Raw genomic sequence first — 25,139 nt, forward strand, 5'->3', positions numbered from 1 at the left:
GTCAAAAGACGGGATCGGTACGATCAGTAGCGGCCTTCGGGCACGATCACCTTGGCGCCCTTGGCGGCGGATTCGTAGCCGAGCTCGGCCAGGCGCACGCCGCGGGCTCCGGAGGCGAAGTCGTACGGGTAGTCGGCGCCTTCGGCGAGAGCGCGGATGTACTCCTCCCACTGCGCCTTGAAGCCGTTCTCGTAGGTTTCGTCGGTGCCGATCTCCTGCCAGCCGTCCATGTACTTGTGCGGGTCCGGAACGTCCGGGTTCCAGAACGCCTTCGGAGTGGCGTCGCGCACCTGGATCTCGGCGCCGAACAGGCCGACGACCGCGGAGCCGCGGGTGCCGTCGATCTGGAACTCGAGCAGCTCGTTGCGGTAGACGCGGGTGTTCCAGGAGGAGTTCATCTGCACGGTGATGCCGTTGTCGAGCTCGAAGATCGCGTAGGCGGCGTCCTCGGCGGTGGCCTGGTAGGTGTTGCCCTTCTCATCGACGCGCTCGGGGATCTCGGTCTTCGCCTCGGCGTAGACGGTCTTGATCTTGCCGAACAGGCCTTCGATCACGTAGTTCCAGTGCGGGAACATGTCGGAGATCATGCCGCCGCCGAGCTCCTTCCTGTAGTTCCAGCTGGGGCGCTGGGATTCGCGCCAGTCGCCTTCGAACACCCAGTAGCCGAATTCGCCGTGGACGGAGAGGATGCGTCCGAAGAAGCCGGACTTGATCAGGCGGCGGAGCTTCAACAGACCGGGCAGGAAGAGCTTGTCGTGCACGACGCCGGTCTTGACGCCCTTGGCCTCGGCCAAGCGCACGAGCTCGCAGGCGTCCTCGTAGGTTTCGGCAAGCGGTTTCTCGGTGTAGATGTCCTTGCCGGCGGCAATGGCCTTCTTCAGGGATTCGACGCGCGCGGAGGTGACGAGGAAGTCGCCGTAGAGCGGGTAGTGCGGATCGGCGAGCACCGAGTCGAGGTCGGTGGTGTACTTGAGCCCGCCGTGCTTCTCGGAGGCCTCCTTAAGCTTGGATTCGTGGCGTCCGACGAGGATCGGGTCGAGCTGCACGCGCGATCCGTCCGACAGCTCCACGCCGCCCTGCTCGATGATCGGCAGAATCGAGCGGCATAGGTGCTGACGGTAGCCCATACGGCCGGTGGCGCCGTTGAGGATGACTCCGATGGTCTTGTCTGCCATGTTCTTTCGTGTCCTTTCGCTGATTGCGGCTTTGCAGTCACGTGTCCTTGACTTTGCGTTGTTCTGGCCCTCGTGCCCACCATGTTTGGTAAGCGCTTTCCATTGCTTTGCACTATACACCACCGAATGACGTGGTGCAAATCACACGAACCGTCGCACATATACGAAAAATGGCCGCCTTCCGGCGACCATGTAAACGGTAAACGATTGCTTTCCGACCGACGTCCGTCACTCCCAGGGGACGTATTCGGTTTCGGAGCCGCGCAGGCAGGGACGGCCCTCGACCACCTCGACGCGCGGCTGCGGCGCATCGGTCCCCTCGCGCTTGGCCCTGACCTGCTCGTAGAGCATGCGGAAGGCGCGCTCCCCCATTTCGAGGAAGTTCTGGCTGTAGCTCGTCAGCGCCGGCTGCCATAGGGGAGCGAACCGCTGGTCGTCGAAGCCGACCACGCTCACATCGTCCGGGATCTGCCGTCCCGACTCCTTCAATCCCTTGATCACGGCGATCGCGGTCTCGTCGTTGCCGGCGAACACTGCGGTCACGTCGTCGCGCTCGCCGAGCTGGCGTCCGGCGTCGACGGCCTCCTCCAGATCGTCGGGAGAGACGATGATCGGCTCGTGGATCACGGCGCCGCGCTCCTCCAGCGCGTCACGCCAGCCGTTCGTGCGCGTGTTGTCGTTCGGACCCGCCGGGCGTGCCACGTGGAATACGGTCCTGTGCTTCAGGTCGAGCAGGTGCATCGTCATCCATCGCCCGCCCTCGCGTTCGGCGTTGACGACCTGATAGTCGCCGTCACCGAAGCTGCCGCCGACGACCACTAGCGGCAGATCCTTGGGGATGTAGTCGAGCGCCTTGATGCCGGCCTTGTCGTACAGGTAGACCACCGCGCCGGCCGGGCGGACGGACAGGCCCATCCGCACGCGCTGCTCGACCGAATCCATGTCGGATTCGTCGAGCGAGACGATGTTGAGCAGGAAGCGACGCCTGCGTGCCGCCGCCTCGACGCCGTGGTTCGTCTCGGAGGTGGAGAAGGCGGACGGGTTCGCGGCGAACGCGACGACCGTGTCCATCTCCTGATTGGACAGGGCGCGCGCGACGACGCTCGGCTCGTACCCGAGCTGCTTGATGGCCTTGGCGATGCGTTCGCGCTTGTCCTCGGAGACCTTGACGGTGCCGTTGAGATATCGCGAGACGGTCGGCGCGGACACCCCGGCGAGACGTGCGACGTCCTTGATTACCGGACGGGAATGCCCCGTGTTTCTCGCCATACCTCACCGCTCCTTGTCTGCAACCGCCATCACCAATCCTCCATGAAAATGCACACGTTCGACATGGCGCCGGGAGACTCCGCCGGCATGGTTACCGGACAGCCCCATTACCGTCCGCCGTTGAGCCAGACCTGGTCGTAGGGCATGCCGGTGAGCTTCTCGATCGTGCGACGGGTCTCCTTGTCGACCGCCGACTTGCGGCCGCCGGACTGCAACCGGTTGATCTCCGAGAGCACCATGCCATCGGTCCGCTTGTCGATCCTTAAGTGCGCGGAGATCAGCCAGCACAGGATCATCGAGATCCCGAACCAGCCCAACAGCACCGCGCCCACGCCGATCCGCGCCGTCGGCGACTGCACCGACCGGGTCGCATCGAACCCGACCGCACCCAGCACCACACCCACCAGGATCGTCGCCAACCCCGAGAACAGCTGACGGAACGACGCCTGAATCGCCGAGAACGTCGCCGACCGGTAACGCCGCGTCACCACCTGATCCACGTCGGCCATGTACGGGAACACCGCCCACGGCAGATAACCGCACAGGGACTTGAACGCGAAGAACCACAACGAGGCCGCCACCGCCACCACCGTCCACACCGGCCCCGGCACACGCCCCGCCAGCACCCACACCAGCAGCAACCCAGCCACACCGGAGAGGCATCCGGCGAAGTTGATCGCGTACATGCGACGCGGGCCCAGCTTCGTCATGCCGATGCCGAACAGCGGCATCAACGGCAGGGACACCGCCGCGCAGCCGAGCAGGAGCGAGGCGAACGCGGCGGTGCTGCCCCAGTCGAAGACGACGAAGAACACGAACGTCTGGCCGAACACGTCCATCGACACCTGCACCATCAGATAGATCGCCAGATGCTTGCGAAACTCCTTCACGTTGAGCGTCGTCGCGTACTCGCGCAGCACCTTGACCGCGCGCCGCATCCACCGCGCCAGACCAATATGCCCGTCACGAACCTCGCCACGCGCATAGGCGCCGAAACCGGCCTGCTCCGGCGTCAGCTCCCAGGTGAACCGCCATGCGGCGAACACCGCCAACGCAAACAATACGGTCGTCGCGATCGTGAACACCATATACCCGATCGGCCGGTCCTCGCCCGTCACGGACAGGACCGCACTACCCGCCAACGGGATCAGCGTCGCCGCGCCGGTCGACACGAACAGGCGCACCGTCGACAGCTTCGTACGCCCCGCGAAATCGGTCGTCATCTCCCCCGGCAGCGGATTGTATGCGGTGGCGAACACCTGCGCCAGCACCACCCAGATCACATACATGCCGGCGTAGGCCGCGATCGGCAGTCCCGGAATCCACAGGAACACGCCGGTGAGCAGCAGCGGCGAGATGAGCATCAGCAACAGACGGCGGCGTCCGAACCGCCGGCCCACGTCATAGCGGTACAGATTGTCGTCAAGCACGCCAAACAACAGGGCCGCCACCGCGCTCACCAGCGCGCTCATGCCGATCACCGACTGCGAGGTGGCGATGTCCATCCCGCAGAACCGCGTCCAGAACAACGACAGATACGTGGCGATGAGCGTCAACTGGCCGCCGCCGTAGAAGTCGCCGATGCCGTAGCCGAGCGCCTGCCGCATCGTGATCGCACGTTTCTGGGACGATGACATCGCCCTATGCAACGCCTCGCTGCCGCTGTCGTCGTTACTACTGCCGCCGCCTTCACCGGCGACGCTCGCGTTAGCGTTCATGTTCTCCGTCGTATTCGTTTGCATGAGTTGGATTCCGTCCGTCAATCGACCTTGGTCGTAACTACGCCGACGGCGCTCACGCCATCCATCCGCACGTCCCTGCAGTTGGCCAGTTCGATGCGCCCACTGCCATCGGGCACTGCGCCAAGACGGATATCACGTAGCGTGACGTCACGCACCCAGTGCTCGGGATCGTCGAATCCGCGGATCAGGATGGCCGTGGTCGGCCTGTCGGAGCCGTTCTCGGTGCGTAGCCTACCGAGCACATCGAGGTGCTCGAACCGGTACCGCTCGAACATGGGCGCGCTTCCGGCCCCTTCTCCGTCGTCGTTGTACGAGACGGCGTGGATCGTGATCGCGGCGATGGCGCAATCGCGCACCGTCACGTCACGCACGTAACCGCCGCGTTTCGCCGTGCCTTTGATGTGGATGCCGTATCGGCAGGCCGCGAAATCGCAATCCCAGATCCGTATGTCCTCGACGCCTCCGCTCATCTCGCTGCCGATCGCCACGCCGTGGCCGCTGCTGGATGAGCATCCGAAGATGCGCACATGACTTGTAGGTCTCCCGATGGCGTTGCCTTCCGGATTCTTGCCGGATTTGATGGCGACCATGTCGTCGCCCGTATGGAACCGGCAGTCGAACAGCACACAGTCCTCGCTCGAATCCGGATCCCAGCCATCGCCGTTCCATACACCGACCGATTCGAACGTGCAGCCGCAGGTGACCACCTGCTCGCAGTAGGTCATGTGGATGTTCCAGCTGGAGCTCCGGCCGACGGTGAGACCATCAAGGGTGAAGCCGCGCGTGTTGTTCACGTCGATGAGTCGGGGGCGGACACGACCGGGGATGGTGTCGGCGTTCTCGTATTCGTGGATCGCCTCGCCGAGACGGGCAAGCTCGTCCCGCAGTCGTATGCGTTCGGAGTCGATGACTCGGTGCATGAGCTCCGCTCCCCCGCCGAGAATCGATCCCTTTCCACGGATGGTCACGTCTTCGGTGGTGCATCCGACGGTATGGTCGAGCTCGCCCACGGTGATGAGACTCGCATAGCATTCCATTTCGAGCCCCTCAAAACGTGCCTTCACGCGAGGTTCGTAGTCGCGCGGATCGGTGCTGCCTTGCAATGTGGCATCTTCGGCGAGGACCAGCTCGCTATGGGATCGCATACGCAATGCCCCAGTGAGGAATACGCCGGCTGGAATGAGTACTGCCTCGTCCTGCCCGCAGTCATCGAGCGCACGCTGGATTGCGTCGGTGTTGAGCGTCCTGCCATCGCCGATCGCGTGATACGGCGCGGCGGTGACGTCGATCATCCTTTTGACGACGGCGGTGCGGAATGTCGCAGCGGCAAGCGCTTCCGGTTCCGTACGAGTCCGCCGTTGCAATGACAGCTCGACCGAGTACTCGGTATCCGGATCCAATCCATCGATCACGGCGAACGTACGGTCGATACCGTCGATGACGCGATCACCGATACGGAGCCGATACCGGTCGGATGCTCCGGCCGTCTCCGGCTTGTCCCAGTAGACGGTGAGCGAGTACGCACGCGGCACCGCCCGGAACAGGAATCCCGTCTTCGTCGTCATTCTTCACCCCAAACTTGTTTCATCGCCTGGAACATCTCCTCGTCGGTCTCGTGGTTCTCCATGTTGAGCACACTGCGTCATGCCGTCATGTCCTTGTCACTGCGTGTTACGTTGTTGCCGATGCGATCACAGCGCTCATGCCGTTTCGAGGATGAGTACGGCGTAGGGGGCGAGGGTGAGGGGTCCCGCGGCGATGTCCGTGTCGGTGAGCAGGTCGTGTCCGGCGAGCTCTTGCGGCAGGTCGACGCTGACGGTCGCGTACGCGGGGTTGAGGACGAACGTGAACGTCGTGCCGTCGTCGGCGATGCGGCGGGTCACCTCGATGGTGACGGGCGTCCCATCGGCCGGTGCGGCGATGTCGGCGACGGAGTCGACGGGCGTGCCGGTCAGCGGTTCGGCGGTCAGGCCGGCGATGCCGGTGCCGTCCAGGATCCGGTCAACGAACAACGGCATGGCCGTCTCGTCGGGGAACGTGGCGGCGTAGTACACGCCGCCGTTGCCCGCACTCGGACGGAACGTGAAGGCGGGCGTGCCGGCATAGTACTGGGTGCCGTAGGTGGCAAGCACCTGCGTGCCCTCGTCGGCCTCGAGCACATCGAACAGCACGCGGCCGTTCGGCGTCGCCGCCGTCCCGTCGCCGGCGCCGTCCGCGAACCGCAGCGGCACGACGGTCTTCGCCGGGTCGAGCGCGTCGGTCTCCTCGACCCACACGCCTGCCAGATCGCGCAGCGGCACCGGGATCTCGCCCTGGTAGAGGCTGTCGTGCTCGTCGGCCAGGGCGCTCAGCGAGGTCAGCAAGAGTCGCCCGCCGCCATCGACGAAGGCGTGCAGACGGGAGACGAGCGAGGCGTCCATCATGTACAGGCAGGGTGCGAGCACCACGTCGTAGCGATCGTACGAATCGTACGGGCCGACGATGTCGACCGGGATGTTGCGGCGGTGCAGTTCGGCGTACCAGCGGCGCACCTCGGCAACGTAGTCCATCGAGATCGTGGGCCCCGCGGACAGGCCGATGCCCCAGCGCGACTGCCAGTCGAAGACGAGCGCCACCTTCGCCGGCGCCACTCGGCTGCCGAGAATGCGGCCGGAGACGCGTTTCAGTTCGGCGCCGAGTTCGGCGCATTCGCGGAACGCGCGCGTGCGGTCGGTGCCGTCGGAGCCGATCAGCGCGCCGTGGAACTTCTCGCAGCCGGCACGGTTCTGCCGCAGCTGGAAGAACTGGACCGTGTCGGCGCCGTGGGCGACGGCCTGCCAGCTCAGCTCGCGCATCTGGCCGGGACGCTTCTGCGTGTTGTACGCCATCCAGTTCTGGCGGCTCGGCGTCTGCTCCATGAGCATGAACGGCCTTCCGCCACCAACGCCGCGCATGAGCTCGTGGTTCATGGCCACGTCCGCCGCCGGGGCGTCGGGACGCGGGTAGGAATCCCAGGAGACGACGTCGACGCTGTCGCGCCAGCGGAAGTAGTCGTAGGTCGGGTACGTGCCCATCATGTTCGTGGTGACCGGATTGACCGGGTCGAAGCGGCGAATCGCGGCCTTCTCCTCGTTGTACGAGTCGAGCACGCACTCGCCATAGAAGCGCTGGTAGTCGAGGGAGTAGCCGCCGAGAATGGCCTTGCCGCCCCAGCTGGTCATGTCGCCGAGCTCGTTGGGCGGGAAGATCTCGTCGAAGCTGTGGTAGGTGTGGGACCAGAACGCCGCGTTCCACGCCTCGTTGACGGCCTCGATGCTGCCGTAGCGCGCCTTGAGCCAATCGCGGAACCGTTCGGCGCACGTGTCGCACCAGCACATGCCGCCGTATTCGTTGCCGACGTGCCACGCGACGAGATTGTCGAGATGCCCATAGCGTTCGGCGAGCTTGCCGGCGAGCGCCGCCGAGTACCTGCGGAAGGTCGGGCTGTTGATGCACGCGTTGTGGCGTTCGCGATGGCGCATCCTGCGCCCCTTCTCGTCGACGCGGTTGACGTCGGGGTGACGCAGGGCCATCCATGCGGGCAGTGCGCCCGTGGAGGTGGCCATGACGATCGAGAGCCCCGCGTCGGTGACGGTTTCGACGATCCGGTCGAGTCTGGAGAAGTCGTATTCGTCCTCGCTGGGCTGCAGCTGCGCCCAAGAGAACACGTTGAGGGTGACCTCGTTGACGCCGGCCTCACGCAAGAGGTGCATGTCCTCGTGCCAGATCTCCTCCGGCCACTGTTCGGGGTTGTAGTCGCCGCCGTAGAGCATACCGCCCTGCGAGGCGAGGCGGTCGGCGAAGGTCGGTGTGTCGGCCATGGCGATCGGTGTCCTTTCTCTACCGTCCGTAACGGTCGTCTTCGATGCCGCTGGTTGGATTGATGACATCACTCGGCGTCGAGCCTGTGACGAAGGATGAAGTACAGCGCCCAGTCCTGGTCGTTGGCCATCGGATCGGCGAAGTGCGTACGCTCGCCGTTGACGGAGAACGGGAACACGTAGGCGCAGGAGGCGGTACCATCCGGGAAGAACAGCTGCAGCAACGCCTTGCGAGAGGCGTCCGCACGACGGCGGTATTGCGAAGCCCGCTCGCCGTCGTCCATGAGATCGGCGGCCAGATCGAACAGGTCGCCGGTCAGCCCGCTCCAGTAGTGCGGGAACGTGTCGCCGTACTGCTTGCGCTTGCCGAACCAGAATCCGTCCCAGTGGCGGATCGCGACCTCGTTGAGATGCGCGTCGGGCTGGCAGCCGTTGAACTGGTCGAGCACGTGCAGCTGTTCGAATCCGGCGGCGAGCAGCGCCCGATCGCCGGTCAGTGCGGCGGTCTGCAGGATCACGCTCGTGGCCGGGGCGACGATCGACTGCTCGTAGTTGACCTCATGCTTCGGGTAGTTGAGCCCGAGTCCTGCGAGTTCGCGCGCGTGACGGACGAACAGGTCGCGCATCTCGTCGTGCAGATCAGCCTCCCCGGCTTCGTCGAGCGCGTGTTCGAGCGCGAGGATCGGCAGTTCGATCGGATAGAAGCGGAACGACCCCTGCGCGTAGAACCATGCGAGGATGCGGCAGGCGATCCTGAGATCCTCGACGTCGCCGTCGAGCTTCCACAGCTCCACGTACAGTTCGGCGTACCAGGGCGCGTTGTACAGACGGCGATACGAATTGTCGCGGGGCGCGTCGTTGAACACCTCGCCGGTGGCGGTGTCGACCAGTTCGCGTTCGACGAACGCGCGGTAGTCGCGCAGACTGTCGGCGAGCCTCTCCCGCAGACCGTCGGAATCGCGCTGAGCGGTACCGTCCACGAGGGTTCCGTCGCCCAACGCCCGCAGGGAGGCGACGAGGAGCAGTCCCATGCCGACGCGCTCGCGGCCGGCGTTGTAGTCGTTGACGACCAAGCCGCTGTCGTCGCCCGCATAGTAGTACTGTCCGCCGTCCTCGTTGTCATACGGTAGGTACGCGCCCCTGAGATGCTCGTCCTGCCCGCGGTACTGCTGGCGGTCGGCGATGAAGCGGACACGTTCGGCGATCAGTCGGTCGATCGGTGCGGAGACGAACAGACGGGTCGTGACCGTGCGCTCGCCGGCCCGGACGGTGAAGCGGTGTTCGCCGACTCGGTCGCGGTAGGTGTCGTGCGTGAACGCGTCCGCGTCGTCGGGCGTGTAGGAGAACAGGTATCCGCCTTCCCCGTCCGGGGAGGCCGGCAGTCCGTTGACGCTGACCGTCTCGCCCGGCTGAAGCGCGAACGACGGGTGGATGCGCAGCACGGCCGTCTCGTCGGGGAACATGACGTACGAGTTCCAGCGTGCGTCGATGAACCGGCTGCGGGACGCGGCCTGGCGTAGGAAGTCCTCGCGCGAGGCGCAGGGGAAGATCGTCCATGAGATCGTGCGCGTCTGCCCGGGGGCGAACTCCATCGCCTCGGGATGCAGCACGAAGCATCCGCGGTCGTTGCTGTAGTGGCTGAAGTCGCGACTGACGCTGTAGTCGGCGAGCGCACCCTCGGTCAGGACGAGTCCCAGATGCGGCGCCTTGCCGCTCATGCGCAGGGCGAGGATCCAACTGCAGGTGCCGCCGCAGAAGAGGTGCGCGTTGCAGTGGCGTTCGATCGAGTAGTCGCCGGTCTCATCCCAGTAGCGGTCCTCGAGCGGCAGGGTGATGCCGATGTCGCCGACCGCGGCGCTGATGGTCTTGGCGGTGGCGTTGCCGAGCAGGATGGTGGTGACGATCGTGTCGCCGTCGCGCATCATGTGGACGGTGGACTGGATGCCGGCCGGCGCGCTCACGGCGGCGTACGGGTGGTCGTGGCGCAGCCAGTCCATGCCCTCCGGGTCTGCGGAGAATCGGATCGATACGTCTGCCAACTGGGAGGTCATGGCCTTGGTGTCGGCGTACGCCGGTGTCACCGGTGAGTTGCTGCCGAGTGCGTACATGGGTTGTTCCTTTCCCGAGATGATTCCCGAGATGATCCCCGAGATAATCCCGGGTGAGTGTCCTACAGGCGGTTGTCCCATTCGTCGTGCCATTCGAGCAGCGCCTTGCGATCGCCGATCTCGATGGGCAGGGTGACGAGTTGCGAGTTGCCGAGGTCCTTCGGGTTCCAGCGGTCGCCGATGTAGAGGAAGCGGGTGGCGTGCCACTGGTCGGCGCCGTCGAGCGGGACGATGATGTCGCACTGCGAGTCGAACGTGCGCGAGCCCGCCGGGGTGAACGGCTTCCAGTCGCTCCAGGGGCCGCGCAGGTCGGAGGCGGTCGCGTACATGTTGTCGTTGCAGTCCCAACCGGTCAGCTGCGAGCCGAACCAGTAGTAGACGCCGTCACGCTTGACCATGATCGGCGACTCGTAGCCCGCCCAGTAGTCGGTGCCCTTGAGGCAGGCCACGTCCTCGACGACGCTCAGATAGTCCTCGGACAGGCGGTAGATGTGCGTGCCGTGCGGGCGGTCCTCGGACAGGATGTATCCGGTGCCGTCCTCATCCTGGAACACGCCGATGTCGCGCGATTCGTAGCCGCGGAACTGGAACGTGGAGAGGAATTCAAACGGGCCGGTCGGCGAGTCGGCGATCGCGGTGCCGATGTGCGCATACGAATAGTTGTTCTCGCCGTCGACATGCAGGTACATGACGTACCTGCCGTCCGAGGGGCGGCGCAGGACCTTCGGGCGTTCGATGATGCGGGTCGGCCCGAAGATCTCGCCCTCCTCGCCTACCGGCAGGACGGTGCCCTCGTGACGCCACTGAACGAAGTCGGTGGTGGAGTAGCAGGCGACGCCCTGGAAGAGGTTGCCGTCGTTCTTGATCTCGCCGTACGCGTACCAGCGCTCGTCGAAGCGCTGCACGCCGATGCCGTGGAGCTGGGCTACGTTGCCTTCCGTGTCGCGGAACAGCTGGACGCCTTTGAGAGTGGCCATGTCGGATTCTCCTTTGATGGTTCTGATGATGTGATGGTGGGTCGGTGGATGGTGATGGTTGCGGCAGGGACCTTCGGGAAGGTCATCTCCCGCTACTCCTGCATGGTCTTCAACCGCCAGAACTTGCCGCGGGCGGCCATGAGCTCCTCGTACGGTCCCTGTTCGACGATGCGCCCGTGTTCGAGCACGATGATGCGATCCGCGTTGCGGATGGTGGACAGCCTGTGCGCGACCATGAACGTCGTGCAATGGCCCATCATCCGCTCGGTGGCGTGCTGCACCTTCTTCTCGGAGACCGAGTCGAGGGCACTGGTCGCCTCGTCGAACACGATGATGCGCGGGTGGCGGATCAGGGCGCGCGCGATCGAGATGCGCTGCTTCTGTCCGCCGGACAGGGTGCCGCCGTGCTCGCCGATCAGCGTGTCGAGCCCGTCGGGCAGCTGGGCGACCACGTCGTCGAGACCGACCTCGTCGATGATCCGCTCGACCTCCGCGTCGTCGACGTGTTCGAGACCATACGTGATGTTGTCGCGCAGGGTGCCGGAGAACAGGATCGTGTTCTGCGGCACCACGGCGATCTGGCTGCGGTAGGCGTCGAGGTCCATGCGCTTCAGGTCGACGCCGTCGACGAGCACGGCTCCCGACTCCGGTTCGCCGAAGCCGATGAGCAGTTTGATGAGCGTCGACTTGCCGGAGCCCGAGTCGCCGACGAAGGCGATCGACTCCCCCGCCCTGACCTTGAGCGAGAAGTCGTTGAGGACGAGCGGCAGGTCCGGCTTGTAGCGGAAGTCCACATGCCGGTATTCGACGTCGCCGTCGAGCCTGCCCGGTTCGACGCCGTTCTGCTTCGGATTGTGCTCGACGTCGTCCTCCTGGAGCACCTCGCCGATCGAGTTGATCGACTCGACGCCCTTGGTGAGCAGCGGGTACATGTTGATCATGTTGGACACGCCGTTGACGATCTGCGTGAAGTACGTCTGGAACAGGACCACATCACCCACCGAGATCCGCCCGCGATAGGCGAGATACCCGGTGAAGCCCAGACACAGCAGCTGGAAGATCTGGAAGATCACCCAGCTGGTGGCGCCGAACACGATGTTGATGATGTCGAGCCTGAGGCCCGCGGAGCGGATGAACTCAAGCTTGCGGTCCATCTTGCGGATCTCGACGTTCTCCAGACCGTGGGCGCGGGTGACCGGGATCATCTCGATCATCTCGGCGACCGCCGCCTGCGTGCGCTCCATCTGATTGCGGAAGTCGTGGTTGGACTCGCGGATCGGACGGCGGAAGAACCAGATCGCGAAGATCGCGGTCGGGATCGCCAACGCGAAGAACACGAGAACGGTCGGACTGCTCACCGCGGTGACGGTCACGGCGATGATGATGTCGAGGATCACCAGCGGCAGGCTGCGGTAGGTCTGGTCGAGCAGCACCTCCACATTCTCCACGTCGCGCATGATCTTCGACATGAGCCTGCCGGACTGCGTCTCCGTGTGGAAGCGGATCGACAGCTGCTGGAGCTTGGCGATGAGACTGCCGCGCAGACGCCGTTCGATGAGCCTGTTCACCTTGCCGAAGTGCCTGATGTACAGGTACGCGGTGCCGATGTTCTGCGCGATGAAGAAGATACCGATGATGAGGTTGATCACCATCTCCGTGACGGAATGCGACGCCGGATCCGTGGCGCAGTTGATGATGTTGCGGGTCACGATCGGCGTGACCCACATCGGCGACTGCTTGGCGATCAGCGCGATCGTCGAGATGGTCAGATCCCTGCCGCTGCCCTTGAAGAAGTGCAGCAGGATGCGGATCGGATGACCGCTGTTGCGCCGATAGTTCTGGATGTATTCGTCGAACGTGGCCGCTTGAGCTTGTGGAGCCATGTTCCCATACCTTCCCTATGCTCCTAAGCTCTCCCTCCAAGGGAAAAGCCTAGCATCAGCACATTGCGGACAAGCCGCCTCGGATCGACTACGTTGGATGTTCACGGATGAGGAATTGAGGATGCCAGAACCGACGTCCGAACCGGTTGGCAGGAAGGAGAGGGATTGCTTTCCGGTTCGGTCATCGACCCCGGCAAGAGTTATTTCAGCCCTTGACCGCTCAGCAATTAAGGACCGGCCTTCGACCGGACTCAATGCTGCCTTCGCTCGGCTCTCGCCTCACTCAGGCTGAGCCTACGGGAAGCCCACTGGGCTTCCCGTAGGCTCAGCCCTTGACCGCGCCGATCATGACGCCCTTGTTGAAGTACTTCTGGAGGAAGGGGTAGAGGACGAGGAGCGGGAGGGTGGAGACGATGATCACGCCGTACTTGATCTGGTTGGCGAACTCGCGCTGCTGGAGGAGGTCCATGCCGCCGGAGCTCTGGCCGGTCATGCCGGTCTGGTTCGCGAGCAGGATGGAGCGCAGCACGTTCTGCAACGGGAGCTTGTCGGAGTCGCGGATGTAGACGAGGCCGGTGAAGAAGTCGTTCCAGTGGCCGACGAAGTAGTACAGCGCGAGCACGGCGATGATGGCCGAGGACAGCGGCAGCACGATCCGCAGGAAGTAGCCCCAGTATCCGAGGCCGTCGATCTGCGAGGCGTCATGCAGATCCTCCGGGATGGACGTCTCGAAGAACGAGCGGGCGATGATCACGTTCCACACGGACACGGCGGTCGGCAGGATGAACACGAGCCAGTTGTCCAGCAGTCCAAGCTGCTTGAAGAGCAGGTAGTTCGGGATCAGGCCGCCGGCGAAGAACATCGTGAAGGTGAAGAGGAACAGGATCACGCGGCGCGGCTTGAATTCGCGGCGGGACAGCGCGAATGCCACCGGGATCGTGACGATCATGTTCAGGGCGGTGCCGACCACGGAGTAGATGATCGTGTTGAGGTAGCCGGTCCAGATGCGGCCGTCGGAGAACACCTTCTCATAGCCGCCGAGGCTGAAGCCGACCGGCCAGAACGTGACGCGGCCTTGGTTGACGGCGCCTTGGTTGGATACGGACGCGATGATCACGAACCACAGCGGATAGATGATCGCGACGACCACGAGGGCGAGGATGACCCAGATCACGATGTCGGTGATCCAGTCGGAGACGGTCCTCTGCTGACGGACCTTCGGGTTCCAGGGGATGTCGTCCGAGCTGGCCTTGGGCGCGAGGGACGGCTGCACGGTTGCACTTGTCATGATGATTGCCTTTCCTTTCGCGGCTTAGAAGATGCTCGTGTCGGACGCCTTCTTCGAGATGATGTTCGCCAACACCAGGAAGAAGAAGTTCACCAACGTATTGAACAGACCGATTGCGGTCGCGTAGCTGAACTGGTTGCCGAGAATACCGATGCGGTAGGTGTACGTCGAGATGACCTCGGACGCGGACAGGTTCATCGAGTTCTGCATGAGGAAGACCTTCTCGAAACCGACGTTGAGCACGTTGCCCATGTTCATGATGAGCAGGATGCCGACGGTGGGCAGAATGGTCGGGATGTCGACGTAGCGGATGAGCTGGAGACGGCCGGCGCCGTCGATCTTCGCCGCCTCGTAGAGCGCGAGGTCGACCGAGGAGAGCGCCGCCAGATAGATGATGCAGTTCCAGCCCACATGCTGCCAGACCTCGGTGATCCAGTAGAGCGGCGTGAACAGGTCGGCGTCAGCCAAGAGGTTCTTGCCCGGGAACAGACGGCCGATCAAACCGGTGTTCGGGGAGAGGAAGATGTTGATCATCGTCACGATGACGACGGTGGAGATGAAGTGCGGCAGGTAGGTGACGGTCTGCACGAAGGACTTGATCTTCGTCGAGCCTATCTGGTTGATGAGCAGGGCGAGGATGATCGGGCAGATGAAGCCCATGACCAGGGTCCACAGGCTGATGCGCAGCGTGTTGCCCAGGATGTTCGTGAACATACCGGACTTGAAGAACTGGTTGAAGTATTTGAATCCGGCGAACGTGCCGCCCATCAGGCCCTCGCGCGGGTTGAAGTTGTAGAACGCGAGGCGCAGGCCGTACATGGGCACGTAGGCGAACAGTGCGATGAAGCACATGGCGGGCAGGCTCATGAGCCACAGCGCGCCGTAGCGCTTGAAGTGGCGCACGATCTTGACGCCGAGCGGCGCCTGCTTGGCGAGTTGGATGTTGTCGACGACGACCGCGCCGTCGCCCGACGGTGCTGCAGCCGTAGTCGCCACAGTCTTACGAGATGCAGACATGGTGATTGCTTTCCTTGATGGCTGAAGAATCTGGATGCGAAAGTGTAAGAGAAAGGGCCGGACGGGTTTTGTGTGTGGAGAAAAGTCTCCCGTCCGGCCCCGTGCCGTCCGCGGGCGCGAATCACCCGCGGACGGCCGAATGGTTACGAGTCACTCGGGTGGCGATCACTTGGTGTAGGTGTCGTACCACTTCTGCCAGAGCTTGACGTTGTCGTTGAGGCCGAGGCTCTCGAGCTGCTTGACGTAGGCGTCCCACTCGCCGTCGATGCCGCCTTCGGCCATCCACTGCGCGGTCTTCTGAATGGCGGTGTTCATGATCTGCGTGTTGTTGTTGGAGATCGTGGTCGAATCGGTGGCGTCCGGACGCACGTAGTCGGGCATGTAGTCCTTGACCGGGTCGAAGTGCGTGCGCTGCTCCTCGTTCGCCTTGTTGACCTCCTGGATGTCCTCGGCGTTGTAGTCGCCCTTGATGGTCACCTCGTCCGGGATCCAGCCGGCGAGACGGTCAGCGAAGGCGGGCATCTTGTTGTCGGCCGTGAGCTGCTGCATCTTGTCGGCGTCCTCGGTGTAGGTGTGGTTGCCGTCATCGGTGAGCGTCACGCCGAAGGAGCCGGCGAACTGCTGGACGGAGTACTTCTCGGAGTAAAGGAGGTTGGCCACCTTGAACGCCGCGTCCTTGTTCGGCGAATCCGCCGCGATAGACAGCTTGAAGTTCTCGAACTCGTTCGACGAGCCGTCCCACACGACCTCGTCCGCGGACACGCCCGGAGCCGCCGGCACCGGCATCGCCTCGTACTGATCACGCATATCACCGAAGTCGGCCAGCGACCAGCCGAAGATCACGCCGGTCTTCGCGGTCTTGCCGTCGTTGGTCTGGTCGGCGTAGTAGGCGTCCGCCTGCTTGGTGGACCAGTCGGCCGGGATCAGACCTTCGGAGATCAGCTTGTTGTAGTACTTGATGACCTCCTTGTACTCGTCGGAGACCAGGTAGCTCTTGACCTTGCCGTCCTTGACGTAGATGCCCTGCGCGCTCGGCCCCTTGTTGTAGCCGGTCACGATGCCGGTCGAGTTGAGCAGCAGCATCGGGCTGTACCAGCCGAAGCCGCCCGTATCCAGAGCGCGGATGTTCATCGGGATCTCATCGGCCTGACCGTTGCCGTTCGGGTCCTTCTCCTTGAACGCCTTGAGGACCGTCTCCAGCTCGTCCCACGTGGTCGGGACCTTCAGGCCAAGCTTGTCGAGCCATGCCTTGTTGATCATCATGTTCTGGCCGGAGCCGGAGTACGCCTTGCCGCGGGAGGAGGGCAGGTTGTAGATGTGTCCTTCCGGATCGGCCACAAGCTTCTTCGCGTCCGGCTTCTCGTCGAAGAACTTCTTCACGTTCGGCAGCTTGTCCATGTCATCGGAGAGATCCTCGAACAGATCCGGGAACTGTGCGGCATCATCCGGACTGAACGCGCGCAGGGAGATGTCGGCGATTTCGCCGCCGGACATCGACGGGTTCTTCTGCTGGCCCCACTGGTCGTCGGTGACCTCCTGCCACTCGATCTTGACGCCGGCCTCCTTTTCGAGGTCCTTAGCCCACTGCATGTTCGTGGTCTTGTCGGTGTTGGTGTTCTTGACGACCAGGATCTTGAGGATCGGCTTGCCGTCCTCCGTGGTCGTCGGCTCGCTGCTGCCGCCGCAGGCCGCCACCGTGCCCAGCATCGCGATCGCCGAGATCGCCGCCAGCGCCTTCGTCATCACACTTCTGCGTGCCATTGATGTTCCTTTCCTCGCCCCCCGACCTCGTTGTGTCCGGGAGTGCCTCCCCTTCCCCATGCCGCCGTACGGGCCGGTTTCCACGTGAAAGGCTGACTGTGTTGTCTGCGTTACGAAACGATTCGGTGGGCTACAGTACCCTCCGGAGGTTCGCTTTGTTTTCGCAACGCTGCGATTCTATATCGATTCAACAGCGAAGTCAAATTCTTGCGACACGCTTTGTTTTTCCTAGAATCCCTTCAATTCCAACGAATATCACCTATCGAACGCGCGACACGCGCAATTCAAAGCGATGCGATTTTGCGAGTACCATCACAGTCAGATCGTATGAACCATCGAATCATTTCGATGCAGACGTACGAACACGCTCGTGCCCTTCCACACAGGAGGCCGTCTAAGATCCGGCCGATGAGGAGGCCGCACAGACCACAAGAGACAGGACGAAGGACGACGAAGATGGTCACCCTCAAGGACGTGGCAGCCAAGGCCGGCGTGTCACCATCAACCGCATCGGGCGCGCTGCGGAGACTCTCGTACGTGCGCCCGGAAACCGCCGAACGAGTGCTCAAGGCCGCCCAGGACCTGAACTACAGCACCAACGTCTCGGCTCGGGCGCTGCGCTCGGGCCGTACCGGCATCCTCTCGCTGGTCATCCCCACCGTGGACATCCCGTTCTACGGACGCCTCGTCACCGCGATGGAGGCAAGCATCGAACGGCACGGATATCAGCTCATCATCCAGCAGACCAGATTCGAGGCGGATCGCGAACGGCAGCTGATCGCGCAATCGGACGACACGCTTTCGGAGGGCATGTTCCTGCTGGCCGCCAAAACCGACAGCCGGGAAGTGGCGCGTCTCGCGGGCGACCATCCGACCGTGATGTTCGAGGACTACAGCACCGACATCGTCATCGATTCGGTCAACGCTCCCAGCACCGGCGGCATCGACCGGGCCATCCGCCATCTTGTCGGACGGGGCCGCACACGGATCTGCGTGGCAGGCGCCACCATACCGTTGCATGCCATGGCCGACGTATCCAGCAGCCGCGCGCGCTACGAACGGGCGCGCTCGGCGGTCAACGCCTTCGATGAGTTGGGAATCTCCGGCGATTGCGGCGCCATCGACTGCGACTGGGGCGCGAACGGCGGCACCGACGTCGGCCACCGCATCGCCGACACCGCGACCGGTCGGAGCAACGACGGCAGACCGAAGGGACTGCGATACGACGCGGTATGCTGCATGAACGACGACATCGCGCTCGGTGTGCTCCGCGGTCTTGCCGATCGCGGCGTGCGCGTACCCGAGGACGTGGCGGTGACCGGATTCGATGGCATTCCGCAGGGCGAATGGAGCGTGCCAAGCCTGACGACCATCGCGCTCGACTACGAGGGCATGGCCGAGACGGCCGTGGCCATGATGCTGCGCAAATTCGGCGACAACCCGGTCTCGATGCCCCAACGGGTCATCGCCGGATTCCGCCTCATCGAACGCGGTTCGACGGCCGTATCTCAGTAGTGGATCGGGTTGATCTCCTCGGGGATGCGGTCGAACGCCCCGCGCTCCCCCGCCGCGACCTCGTATAGCGACCGATGGCAGGCGCGCATCGCCTCGGCCATCTCCGGATACTTCTGCATGCACACGTCCACCAAGCCGATCTGGTAGTTCTCGCCGTCGAAGCGGCCAAGCGGACTCTGATCGTTGTACTGGAAGTAGTGCGCGCCGACGAAGTACGGGCTGCGCGCGGCCTGTTCGACGTAATACCGGTAGGCCACGCCGCGTTCGGTCTGCGTGGTGACGCCGCGGATGCCGTGGGCGGTCAGGCCGCGGTCGAGCGCTCCGTGGTGGAACTCGCCGACCATGACCGGCATATCGAGCATGCGCCCGACCTGCTCGACCTGGTCATAGGCGGTGCGCTGATAGCTGTTGATCGAGAACACGTCGTAGCAGTCGGCTCCGGCGAGCAGGCTTCGATCGGTGATGTACGCGTAGCGCATGCCGAGGTTCAGGTGATGTGGGTCGACACGGCGCAGCGCCTCGGCGGGCACGCGCACGTAGCGGTCGATAAGCAGCGTCGAGAACGCACGCAGATCGTCAAGACTGCCCGGCAACGCTGTGGCCAGACGGAAGCGCGGTTCGGCGATGATCGCGTCGAACGAGGCGAACGACGCCGCCCATGCCGCGTTGAGCGCGTCGACTTCGCCGTTGTAGCGCGCCTTCAGCCATTCGACGAACCGCCGCTTCGAGACGAGGTCGGCGGGGTTGGCGAGCATCTCCTCGGCGATGTTGAGGTCGTAGACGAACGCCCAGTTCGGCTCGTTGCGCATGAAGTAGCCGATCAGGTTCGTTTCGTCCTTCCACGGGAGCAGACCTTGCGCGTATCGTTCGGCGTCGCGCGCGTATTCGGGCGAGAACACATCCGGGAAGTCGCGAAACAGCATGAGTTCGGTCTTCGGAAATCCCCCGTTGAGCTCGTCGGCGGGAAGGACGTACGGGATGCCGGCCCTGCGAATGAACCTGCGATCGGACCAGTTGCCGATCGTGTTGACACCCCAGTCGGTCAGGTGATTGCGGGTGATGCGCGTCCACGCCTCATACCAGTCGTCGCCGAACGCGGCACGCAGATTGGCCTGCCCGTAGTCGTACGAGGCGTTGACGCCGTTGCAGCCCGCAGGATCGTGTCGCCACGAGAACGACGGGTCGCCGAAATCGGTGGCGATGTCGTCGGTGCCGTCAATGGCGTCAGTGTTACCGCCGTCGCCGGATTCGGACTTCGCGATGGTCCGATCCAGCAGTCCGGCCGCGTGAGCGTCCAGCCAGGGGCGCATCGGGTCGAGTCGGGTCTGGATGCCCGCGCCGACGCAGTCGACGCCGGTCGAGAGGAATGCACCGCCTTCCGGGTCCACAAGCCAGAATCGCCCCGGCGCGCCGTCGGGGTTCGTCTCCCGTTCGACGCGGAACCAGCCGGTCGCCTCGAATCGTCTGCCGGTCCAGCCGCCGAAGCGGTCCCATACGGGGAATGCGGCGTACGGGTGATCGACGGCATGCCGGACGACGTCATCGTTGATCTCATGCGTGGATTCGTGCAGGTCGGGCCCGTTTGCGATCTCGCCGCGCTTTTCATCGGGATCGGCGGAATCCGCCATGGTGTTTAGCCGCGCAGTGCAGGCCGCTCGCCCGGGAACCTTGCCGGGCCATTCGCCGGGCAGCCACTGGCCGAGTTCGTCGATCAGCGGTTTTGCAGGAATGTCGATCTGCGGCATGTCGTCCAGGAGCTCGCACGGCCACAGGCGGAGCCTGCGCCCCGGGAATCCGGGGGTAGCCGACAGCACGATGGACGCGATGTCGGCGCGGCGGATCCGCTTGCCGAACAGCGTCATCTTGAGCCGGCCCAATGTGCGAGGAGCGAACAGGGTCTGGCCGTCCAGCCAAGTGAAATCGAAAGGAACGGGCACCTCGACTCCGGGCAGGATGCCGAAGACCGCGCGCAGGGTCGGATCCTCGCCGCGCTCGCGCTGTCCGGCCTCGTAGAACGCGAGCTGCAGACAGACGGAATAGCTGTCGAGGCTCTGCGCGCGCACGAGAAGCGCCGCGGCGGATTCGAGCGCGACGGCCGCTTCGGGCATCGTGTCACGCTCGAACACCGTCAGATCGACGCCGTCGGTGGAATAGTCAAGATCGATCGGCCCGCTTTGGCCGGGAACGCAGGGTAACCGCATACTTCCTCGCTTCGGTTAACGTTAACCTCTCCCATCACCCTCCATGATAGGCCACAACCCGAAGCACACGACGCCATCGGCGACGCGGCATCGAATCGCAACGATATGATTCTATCCGAACCGTGCGATCTTCCACCCATGCGCTAGGCTGGAGTCCGCAAATAACGGCGAAAACGGAAATGGATGGCGTGGCGCCTATGGCGACTTTGAAGGATGTGGCGGCCCTGGCGGGCGTGTCGATGAGCACCGCCGGAGCGGCGATACGTGGGGAGGATATCGTTAAACCCGCCACGCGCGACAAAGTGCTCGCCGCGGCCAAGCAGCTCGGCTACTCCCCCAACCTGTCGGCGCGATTCCTCAAGAAGGGCCGCACCGGATCGATCGCGGCCCTGATCCCCAGCATCACGCACCCCTACTACGCGAATCTGGTGGCAGCCATTTCCAAGGCGGCCGACAAGCGCCACCTGCGCACGCTCATCATGCAGACCGGATACGACGCGGACACCGAAACCGACATCGTCAGCCAGATCAACTCGGCCGTATGCGACGGACTGATCCTCAATGCCAGCAACGTCGACGACAGACACCTCAAGGCGATGCTCGGCAATCATCCGACCGTCCTGCTCAACTATCAGGTCGACGATCCGCTGTTCGACAACGTGCTGCCGCCATTGTCCCGCGGCGCATCCGTGTCGTTCGGATATCTTGCCGGTCGCGGCTACCGGCATGCGTGCATCGTCGGCGGGCATCCGCTCGACAAACTCACCGACGATCTCGGCGGCCGTTCTCCGGCCATCCGATACACCGTCGCGGCGATGAAGGACAGCGGGCTGGGCGACGTGCACGACTTCGTGGAATGCAACTGGGAGACGACCTCGGCCATCGCCACGGCTCACAGACTGTGCGAGACGGATGCGGACGGCACCCGCATGGTCGACCGGTATGACGTGTTCTATTGCATGAACGATCTGATCGCCTACGGACTGATCCGCGGATTCCATGACGAGGGCGTGCGCGTGCCGCAGGACAAGGCGGTGTTCGGCAACGACGGCATCTACGCTTACGGCGAGCAGTTCACCGTCCCCGCCCTGTCGACCTTGGCGCTGGACTATGACGACACGGCCGAAAAGGCCTTGGACCTGCTGGTTGACCAGATCGAGCACCCGGATGTGCAGCGCGAACCGCGGGTGGATCAAGGACGCTGCCGGCTGATCATCGGGGAATCGGCGTAGGGGCGGTACCGGCGGTCTTCGGCGGCGCCAGGACGTGGATGTCCATGCCGGGCAGACGGCCGTACGCGTAGATCGCCACCATGGTGAGGAACACGGGCACGGTGATGCCGAGCGCGGCGCCCAGTCCCGGCCACGTGTAGTACGACCACACGCTCGCGACGAACAGCGTCGTCACCATCAGCGAGCACCACGGACGGGCGATCACCATCGAGACGGACGTGCGCACCACCCACCACGGCTTCTCATCGAAGTTCGCACGGATGGCCCAGGAGATGAGCACGAACAGGCCGTACACCACGTTGACCATGAGCAGGATGCCGGAGACCGCATAGCCGACCACGCCCATGTCGTTCCAGTTGGCGAGGAAGTAGTCCCAGACGAGCAGCGCCCAGACGACGAGCTGCGGCCAGCCGAACAGGTTCGCGGACTTCAGTTCCTTCCGCCATGCGTGGTGGAACGTGACCCAGCTCTGCTTGATGGTCCAGGACCGATCGTCGACGTCGAGCAGCCACGTGCGGAACGTGGAGTACAGGGCGGCGACCGAGGGGAAGAACCCCGCGACCACAAGGCCCATCAGCGTGTGCACGATGAACGCCACCTGGCACACCATCAGCATCATGATGATGCGGCATATGAATTCATAACCAACCGCGATCCGTCGCATGAACGCTCCTTCGCCTCCGGCCGCTTTCCGGCCGGTCCTTCACCGGTTGATCGGTCCTTCACCGGTTTACCGATCCTTGATCGACCCTTGATCGGCCCGGAATCCGTGACCATCTCCACGGCCCGTCCGCCAATCCATGATTGCCGAAATCCATCGCGGAGATCACCCGCAATCTATGGCAACGATACCATCGTTACGTTGCGATTTTCGTTCGACGCGCCGGCGGACAGCACCCGCCCGCGGACAGCCCCCGCCCATCGCGCCTGCGCATCGCACTACACAGCGCAATCGTGCCGACCGCCTTCCACACAGGCCAGTCATCCACTGGTGAGTCACAGGCATCACAGACTCACTACCGGAGAGACGAGAGTTCCCTACACCCATCGTTCCACGCCCCAGCCCGACCAGTACACAGGAACACGACCGGAAATGCGGTACGCTCGGAATCAGGACACAGAGTTATGCAACATCGGAAACGGCGAATCGGAGAGGCATGAAACGCATACGACTTGTCGAATGGCTCAGGCGAGAGCGCGATCAGCGGGTCGACGGCGGACTGTATTACAACACGCAGATCCTGTTCGCCTATAACTCGAATCATATGGAGGGTTCGACGCTCTCCCCCGAACAGACCGCCCAGCTCTACAGCACCGGCGCCTTGCTACCGGACGGTTCCGACGATCAGATCCGCGCCGACGACGTGGTGGAGACGCGCAACCATTTTCATGCGTTCAATTGGATTCTCGATCATGTCGACGACCCGGTCAACAGGACCATGGTGTGCACGTTGCATGCGATACTCAAGCGTGGTACGAGTCAGGAGCTCGACCCCGACCGCAATGTGGGCGGATACAAGGTCGTGCCGAACGTGATCAGCGAGATCCTCGGTGTGCATACCGCCCTGCCGGCCGATGTCCCGCAGGCCATGGAACAGGTGTTCACGTTGTATCGGAATCTGCGTGACGATCCGTATGAGATCGCGCATGCGCATTGGATGTTCGAGACCACGCACCCGTTCTCCGACGGCAACGGCAGGATCGGCCGGCTGATCATGTTCAAGGAGCTGCTGCGTCTGAACACAGTCCCCTTGATCGTGCGCGACTCCGACAAAAACCTGTACGTACGGGGCCTGAGCCGATTCGGCGAGGAGCCCGGTTACCTCGTCGACACCCTGCTGACCGAACGTGACTACTACGAGGGACTCATCGAACGCCTGGCACCGGATCGCATCCGTTATTCGTATGTGTCCGAGTGGGATCCGGACGCCGTGGCGGAACGACGCGGCGGACGGCGAATCTCCAACCCGTTCGTGAAGCGGAACTGGACCGAGGATGATATGCGGCCCCGCATCAACCCGCATCCGCCCGTTTCCCATTAGCATCTCGGTTCGCAGCACGTAATGGACGCCGATCGCGTCCATAGCGTCCGTTAGGCGTCGGCGTCCTCCGACTGTCAGGCGGAAACGGACGCGAAGTCGGCTCGAGGAGTCCGTTACAAACCAGCGTCGCTCTTTCACTAGCCGCAACCGGACGCCAATCCGACTTGAGGAGTCCGTTTTCTGCCAGCACAAGCCGAATCCTGAAGGGAAACGGACGGCTGGCGTCATCTCGGCATACATCCAGCGGCGGCAGACCACCAAAAGAGGTGCGGATATGCATCGCGGCGACCAAATCGGCTCGGATGGCGACGGCGGCCGACCGGCTCGGCCTGCAGCACCCCGGGAATCGGCCTTGGAGTAGGGATTGCCGCACCATCCGCATCGAACCGGTTCGATGGATAACCCACGAAATCGGTTTCAGAATTGTGAAGAAACGCCGAAAACCCGAATTTCGCTTGCATTCGTCATCATGATGCGTTATTCTGAAACCGGTTTCAGAAAGAAGCCAAGAAAACGAAGATATCGAAGCCGCAAGGCTTTGACCTGATGAAAGGAAAGACATTATGTCGTTCAAGGATTCCATGGTCCGCGGTCTCGCTCTCTACGGTGCAAGCACGATGGCCCAGTACACGATGGGCAACACCAAGGTTCTCGCCGACATCATCAACGACAACAAGATCGGCCGCTGACTTTAGCTCTTGAGGAGCGCGCCTGACGGCCGCCTCTGAAAACAGAGCAGCAGAGCCGCGCGCACTCCCCCGCAACCGCCGATGCCGAACGGATTCCGGCGATTGCAGCACACACAACAACAAACGTATACATCATCACGGAGCATGAGCCCAACGGGGACACGCTCCAAACCGAAAGGAAGTTTATTATGTCGTTCAAGGATTCCATGATGCGCGGTCTGGCCATGTACGGTGTCAACTCGATGGCCCAGAACGGTTACGCCAACTACAAGGTGATGTCCGACATCATCAACGACGTTAAGGAGACCAACCGCTGAATGATCCGATGACTGACCGGCTCGTTCCGGTCGTCACGGCTTCAGCCGCACAAGGAAACGGGATTCCGCGAATAATCGCGGGAT

The 25,139-nt window shown here is 63.4% G+C and carries 18 protein-coding genes; 5 read left to right on the forward strand and 13 right to left on the reverse strand.

Features of this window, described 5'->3' with window-relative positions; genetic code table 11:
- Positions 1-23 precede the first annotated feature (23 nt).
- The 11 genes from BCAL_RS10550 to BCAL_RS10600 all read right to left on the reverse strand — a co-directional run bounded on the left by BCAL_RS10550 (position 24) and on the right by BCAL_RS10600 (position 17,059).
- Entirely contained in the window at positions 24-1,175 is a 1,152-nt protein-coding gene (locus BCAL_RS10550; RefSeq protein WP_043166316.1) for a Gfo/Idh/MocA family protein, read from the reverse strand.
- A gap of 228 nt (positions 1,176-1,403) precedes the next feature.
- Positions 1,404-2,444: a LacI family DNA-binding transcriptional regulator gene (locus BCAL_RS10555; RefSeq protein ID WP_043166315.1), complete on the reverse strand. Its 1,041-nt coding sequence runs from the start codon at positions 2,442-2,444 to the stop codon at positions 1,404-1,406.
- 107 nt (positions 2,445-2,551) lie between these two features.
- A complete protein-coding gene (locus BCAL_RS10560; protein WP_238549691.1) occupies positions 2,552-4,162 on the reverse strand; it encodes an MFS transporter in 1,611 nt (536 codons plus the stop codon).
- A gap of 41 nt (positions 4,163-4,203) precedes the next feature.
- Positions 4,204-5,751, reverse strand: a complete 1,548-nt coding sequence (locus BCAL_RS10565) for a glycosyl hydrolase family 28 protein (RefSeq protein ID WP_052119073.1) — start codon at positions 5,749-5,751, stop codon at positions 4,204-4,206.
- 135 nt (positions 5,752-5,886) lie between these two features.
- Positions 5,887-8,025, reverse strand: coding sequence for a beta-galactosidase (locus BCAL_RS10570; RefSeq protein WP_052119072.1), 2,139 nt, complete (start codon positions 8,023-8,025; stop codon positions 5,887-5,889).
- A 68-nt stretch (positions 8,026-8,093) separates the two neighbouring features.
- The gene (locus BCAL_RS10575; RefSeq protein ID WP_043165214.1) at positions 8,094-10,133 is read right to left on the reverse strand and encodes a hypothetical protein; all 2,040 of its coding nucleotides are present in this window, start codon (positions 10,131-10,133) and stop codon (positions 8,094-8,096) included.
- 62 nt (positions 10,134-10,195) lie between these two features.
- Positions 10,196-11,110, reverse strand: coding sequence for a family 43 glycosylhydrolase (locus BCAL_RS10580; RefSeq protein ID WP_043165212.1), 915 nt, complete (start codon positions 11,108-11,110; stop codon positions 10,196-10,198).
- 92 nt (positions 11,111-11,202) lie between these two features.
- A complete protein-coding gene (locus BCAL_RS10585) occupies positions 11,203-12,993 on the reverse strand; it encodes an ABC transporter ATP-binding protein (RefSeq protein ID WP_043165210.1) in 1,791 nt (596 codons plus the stop codon).
- Between the two features lie 325 nt (positions 12,994-13,318).
- Positions 13,319-14,281, reverse strand: a complete 963-nt coding sequence (locus tag BCAL_RS10590; RefSeq protein ID WP_043165208.1) for a carbohydrate ABC transporter permease — start codon at positions 14,279-14,281, stop codon at positions 13,319-13,321.
- Between the two features lie 24 nt (positions 14,282-14,305).
- A complete protein-coding gene (locus BCAL_RS10595) occupies positions 14,306-15,298 on the reverse strand; it encodes an ABC transporter permease (RefSeq protein WP_043165206.1) in 993 nt (330 codons plus the stop codon).
- A 165-nt stretch (positions 15,299-15,463) separates the two neighbouring features.
- The gene (locus BCAL_RS10600; protein ID WP_043165205.1) at positions 15,464-17,059 is read right to left on the reverse strand and encodes a type 2 periplasmic-binding domain-containing protein; all 1,596 of its coding nucleotides are present in this window, start codon (positions 17,057-17,059) and stop codon (positions 15,464-15,466) included.
- Between the two features lie 456 nt (positions 17,060-17,515).
- Here BCAL_RS10600 and BCAL_RS10605 point away from each other — a divergent pair, with 456 nt between their 5' ends.
- Positions 17,516-18,574 carry a LacI family DNA-binding transcriptional regulator gene (locus tag BCAL_RS10605; RefSeq protein ID WP_043165204.1) on the forward strand — a complete coding sequence of 353 codons (1,059 nt, stop codon included), beginning with the start codon at positions 17,516-17,518 and terminating at the stop codon, positions 18,572-18,574.
- Here BCAL_RS10605 and BCAL_RS10610 read toward each other — a convergent pair.
- Complete coding sequence (locus BCAL_RS10610; protein ID WP_043165202.1) at positions 18,568-20,775, reverse strand: beta-galactosidase; 2,208 nt, start codon at positions 20,773-20,775, stop codon at positions 18,568-18,570. The two genes, BCAL_RS10605 and BCAL_RS10610, sit on opposite strands and share 7 nt — an antisense overlap.
- A gap of 197 nt (positions 20,776-20,972) precedes the next feature.
- Between BCAL_RS10610 and BCAL_RS10615 the strand changes: the two genes are divergently transcribed.
- The gene (locus tag BCAL_RS10615) at positions 20,973-22,007 is read left to right on the forward strand and encodes a LacI family DNA-binding transcriptional regulator (RefSeq protein WP_043165200.1); all 1,035 of its coding nucleotides are present in this window, start codon (positions 20,973-20,975) and stop codon (positions 22,005-22,007) included.
- Here BCAL_RS10615 and BCAL_RS10620 read toward each other — a convergent pair.
- The gene (locus tag BCAL_RS10620) at positions 21,988-22,671 is read right to left on the reverse strand and encodes a YesL family protein (protein ID WP_043165198.1); all 684 of its coding nucleotides are present in this window, start codon (positions 22,669-22,671) and stop codon (positions 21,988-21,990) included. The two genes, BCAL_RS10615 and BCAL_RS10620, sit on opposite strands and share 20 nt — an antisense overlap.
- Before the next feature lie 493 nt (positions 22,672-23,164).
- Between BCAL_RS10620 and BCAL_RS10625 the strand changes: the two genes are divergently transcribed.
- The 3 genes from BCAL_RS10625 to BCAL_RS13990 all read left to right on the forward strand — a co-directional run bounded on the left by BCAL_RS10625 (position 23,165) and on the right by BCAL_RS13990 (position 25,055).
- Complete coding sequence (locus BCAL_RS10625) at positions 23,165-24,049, forward strand: Fic family protein (protein ID WP_043165197.1); 885 nt, start codon at positions 23,165-23,167, stop codon at positions 24,047-24,049.
- 563 nt (positions 24,050-24,612) lie between these two features.
- Positions 24,613-24,738 (forward strand): hypothetical protein, encoded by a 126-nt coding sequence (locus BCAL_RS13985; protein ID WP_258175602.1) that lies wholly within the window; start codon positions 24,613-24,615, stop codon positions 24,736-24,738.
- Between the two features lie 188 nt (positions 24,739-24,926).
- Positions 24,927-25,055: a hypothetical protein gene (locus tag BCAL_RS13990; protein ID WP_258184550.1), complete on the forward strand. Its 129-nt coding sequence runs from the start codon at positions 24,927-24,929 to the stop codon at positions 25,053-25,055.
- Positions 25,056-25,139: the final 84 nt, after the last annotated feature.

The organism is Bifidobacterium callitrichos DSM 23973 (genome assembly GCF_000741175.1).
Lineage (GTDB): Bacteria > Actinomycetota > Actinomycetes > Actinomycetales > Bifidobacteriaceae > Bifidobacterium > Bifidobacterium callitrichos.

Excerpts from the sequence above, each read along its gene's own strand:
- BCAL_RS10550 (WP_043166316.1), bottom strand. The coding sequence starts at position 1,175 with ATGGCAGACAAGACCATCGGAGTCATCCTCAACGGCGCCACCGGCCGT.
- BCAL_RS10555 (WP_043166315.1), bottom strand. The coding sequence starts at position 2,444 with ATGGCGAGAAACACGGGGCATTCCCGTCCGGTAATCAAGGACGTCGCA.
- BCAL_RS10560 (WP_238549691.1), bottom strand. The coding sequence starts at position 4,162 with ATGAACGCTAACGCGAGCGTCGCCGGTGAAGGCGGCGGCAGTAGTAAC.
- BCAL_RS10565 (WP_052119073.1), bottom strand. The coding sequence starts at position 5,751 with ATGACGACGAAGACGGGATTCCTGTTCCGGGCGGTGCCGCGTGCGTAC.
- BCAL_RS10570 (WP_052119072.1), bottom strand. The coding sequence starts at position 8,025 with ATGGCCGACACACCGACCTTCGCCGACCGCCTCGCCTCGCAGGGCGGT.
- BCAL_RS10575 (WP_043165214.1), bottom strand. The coding sequence starts at position 10,133 with ATGTACGCACTCGGCAGCAACTCACCGGTGACACCGGCGTACGCCGAC.
- BCAL_RS10580 (WP_043165212.1), bottom strand. The coding sequence starts at position 11,110 with ATGGCCACTCTCAAAGGCGTCCAGCTGTTCCGCGACACGGAAGGCAAC.
- BCAL_RS10585 (WP_043165210.1), bottom strand. The coding sequence starts at position 12,993 with ATGGCTCCACAAGCTCAAGCGGCCACGTTCGACGAATACATCCAGAAC.
- BCAL_RS10590 (WP_043165208.1), bottom strand. The coding sequence starts at position 14,281 with ATGACAAGTGCAACCGTGCAGCCGTCCCTCGCGCCCAAGGCCAGCTCG.
- BCAL_RS10595 (WP_043165206.1), bottom strand. The coding sequence starts at position 15,298 with ATGTCTGCATCTCGTAAGACTGTGGCGACTACGGCTGCAGCACCGTCG.
- BCAL_RS10600 (WP_043165205.1), bottom strand. The coding sequence starts at position 17,059 with ATGGCACGCAGAAGTGTGATGACGAAGGCGCTGGCGGCGATCTCGGCG.
- BCAL_RS10605 (WP_043165204.1), top strand. The coding sequence starts at position 17,516 with ATGGTCACCCTCAAGGACGTGGCAGCCAAGGCCGGCGTGTCACCATCA.
- BCAL_RS10610 (WP_043165202.1), bottom strand. The coding sequence starts at position 20,775 with ATGCGGTTACCCTGCGTTCCCGGCCAAAGCGGGCCGATCGATCTTGAC.
- BCAL_RS10615 (WP_043165200.1), top strand. The coding sequence starts at position 20,973 with ATGGCGACTTTGAAGGATGTGGCGGCCCTGGCGGGCGTGTCGATGAGC.
- BCAL_RS10620 (WP_043165198.1), bottom strand. The coding sequence starts at position 22,671 with ATGCGACGGATCGCGGTTGGTTATGAATTCATATGCCGCATCATCATG.
- BCAL_RS10625 (WP_043165197.1), top strand. The coding sequence starts at position 23,165 with ATGAAACGCATACGACTTGTCGAATGGCTCAGGCGAGAGCGCGATCAG.
- BCAL_RS13985 (WP_258175602.1), top strand. The coding sequence starts at position 24,613 with ATGTCGTTCAAGGATTCCATGGTCCGCGGTCTCGCTCTCTACGGTGCA.
- BCAL_RS13990 (WP_258184550.1), top strand. The coding sequence starts at position 24,927 with ATGTCGTTCAAGGATTCCATGATGCGCGGTCTGGCCATGTACGGTGTC.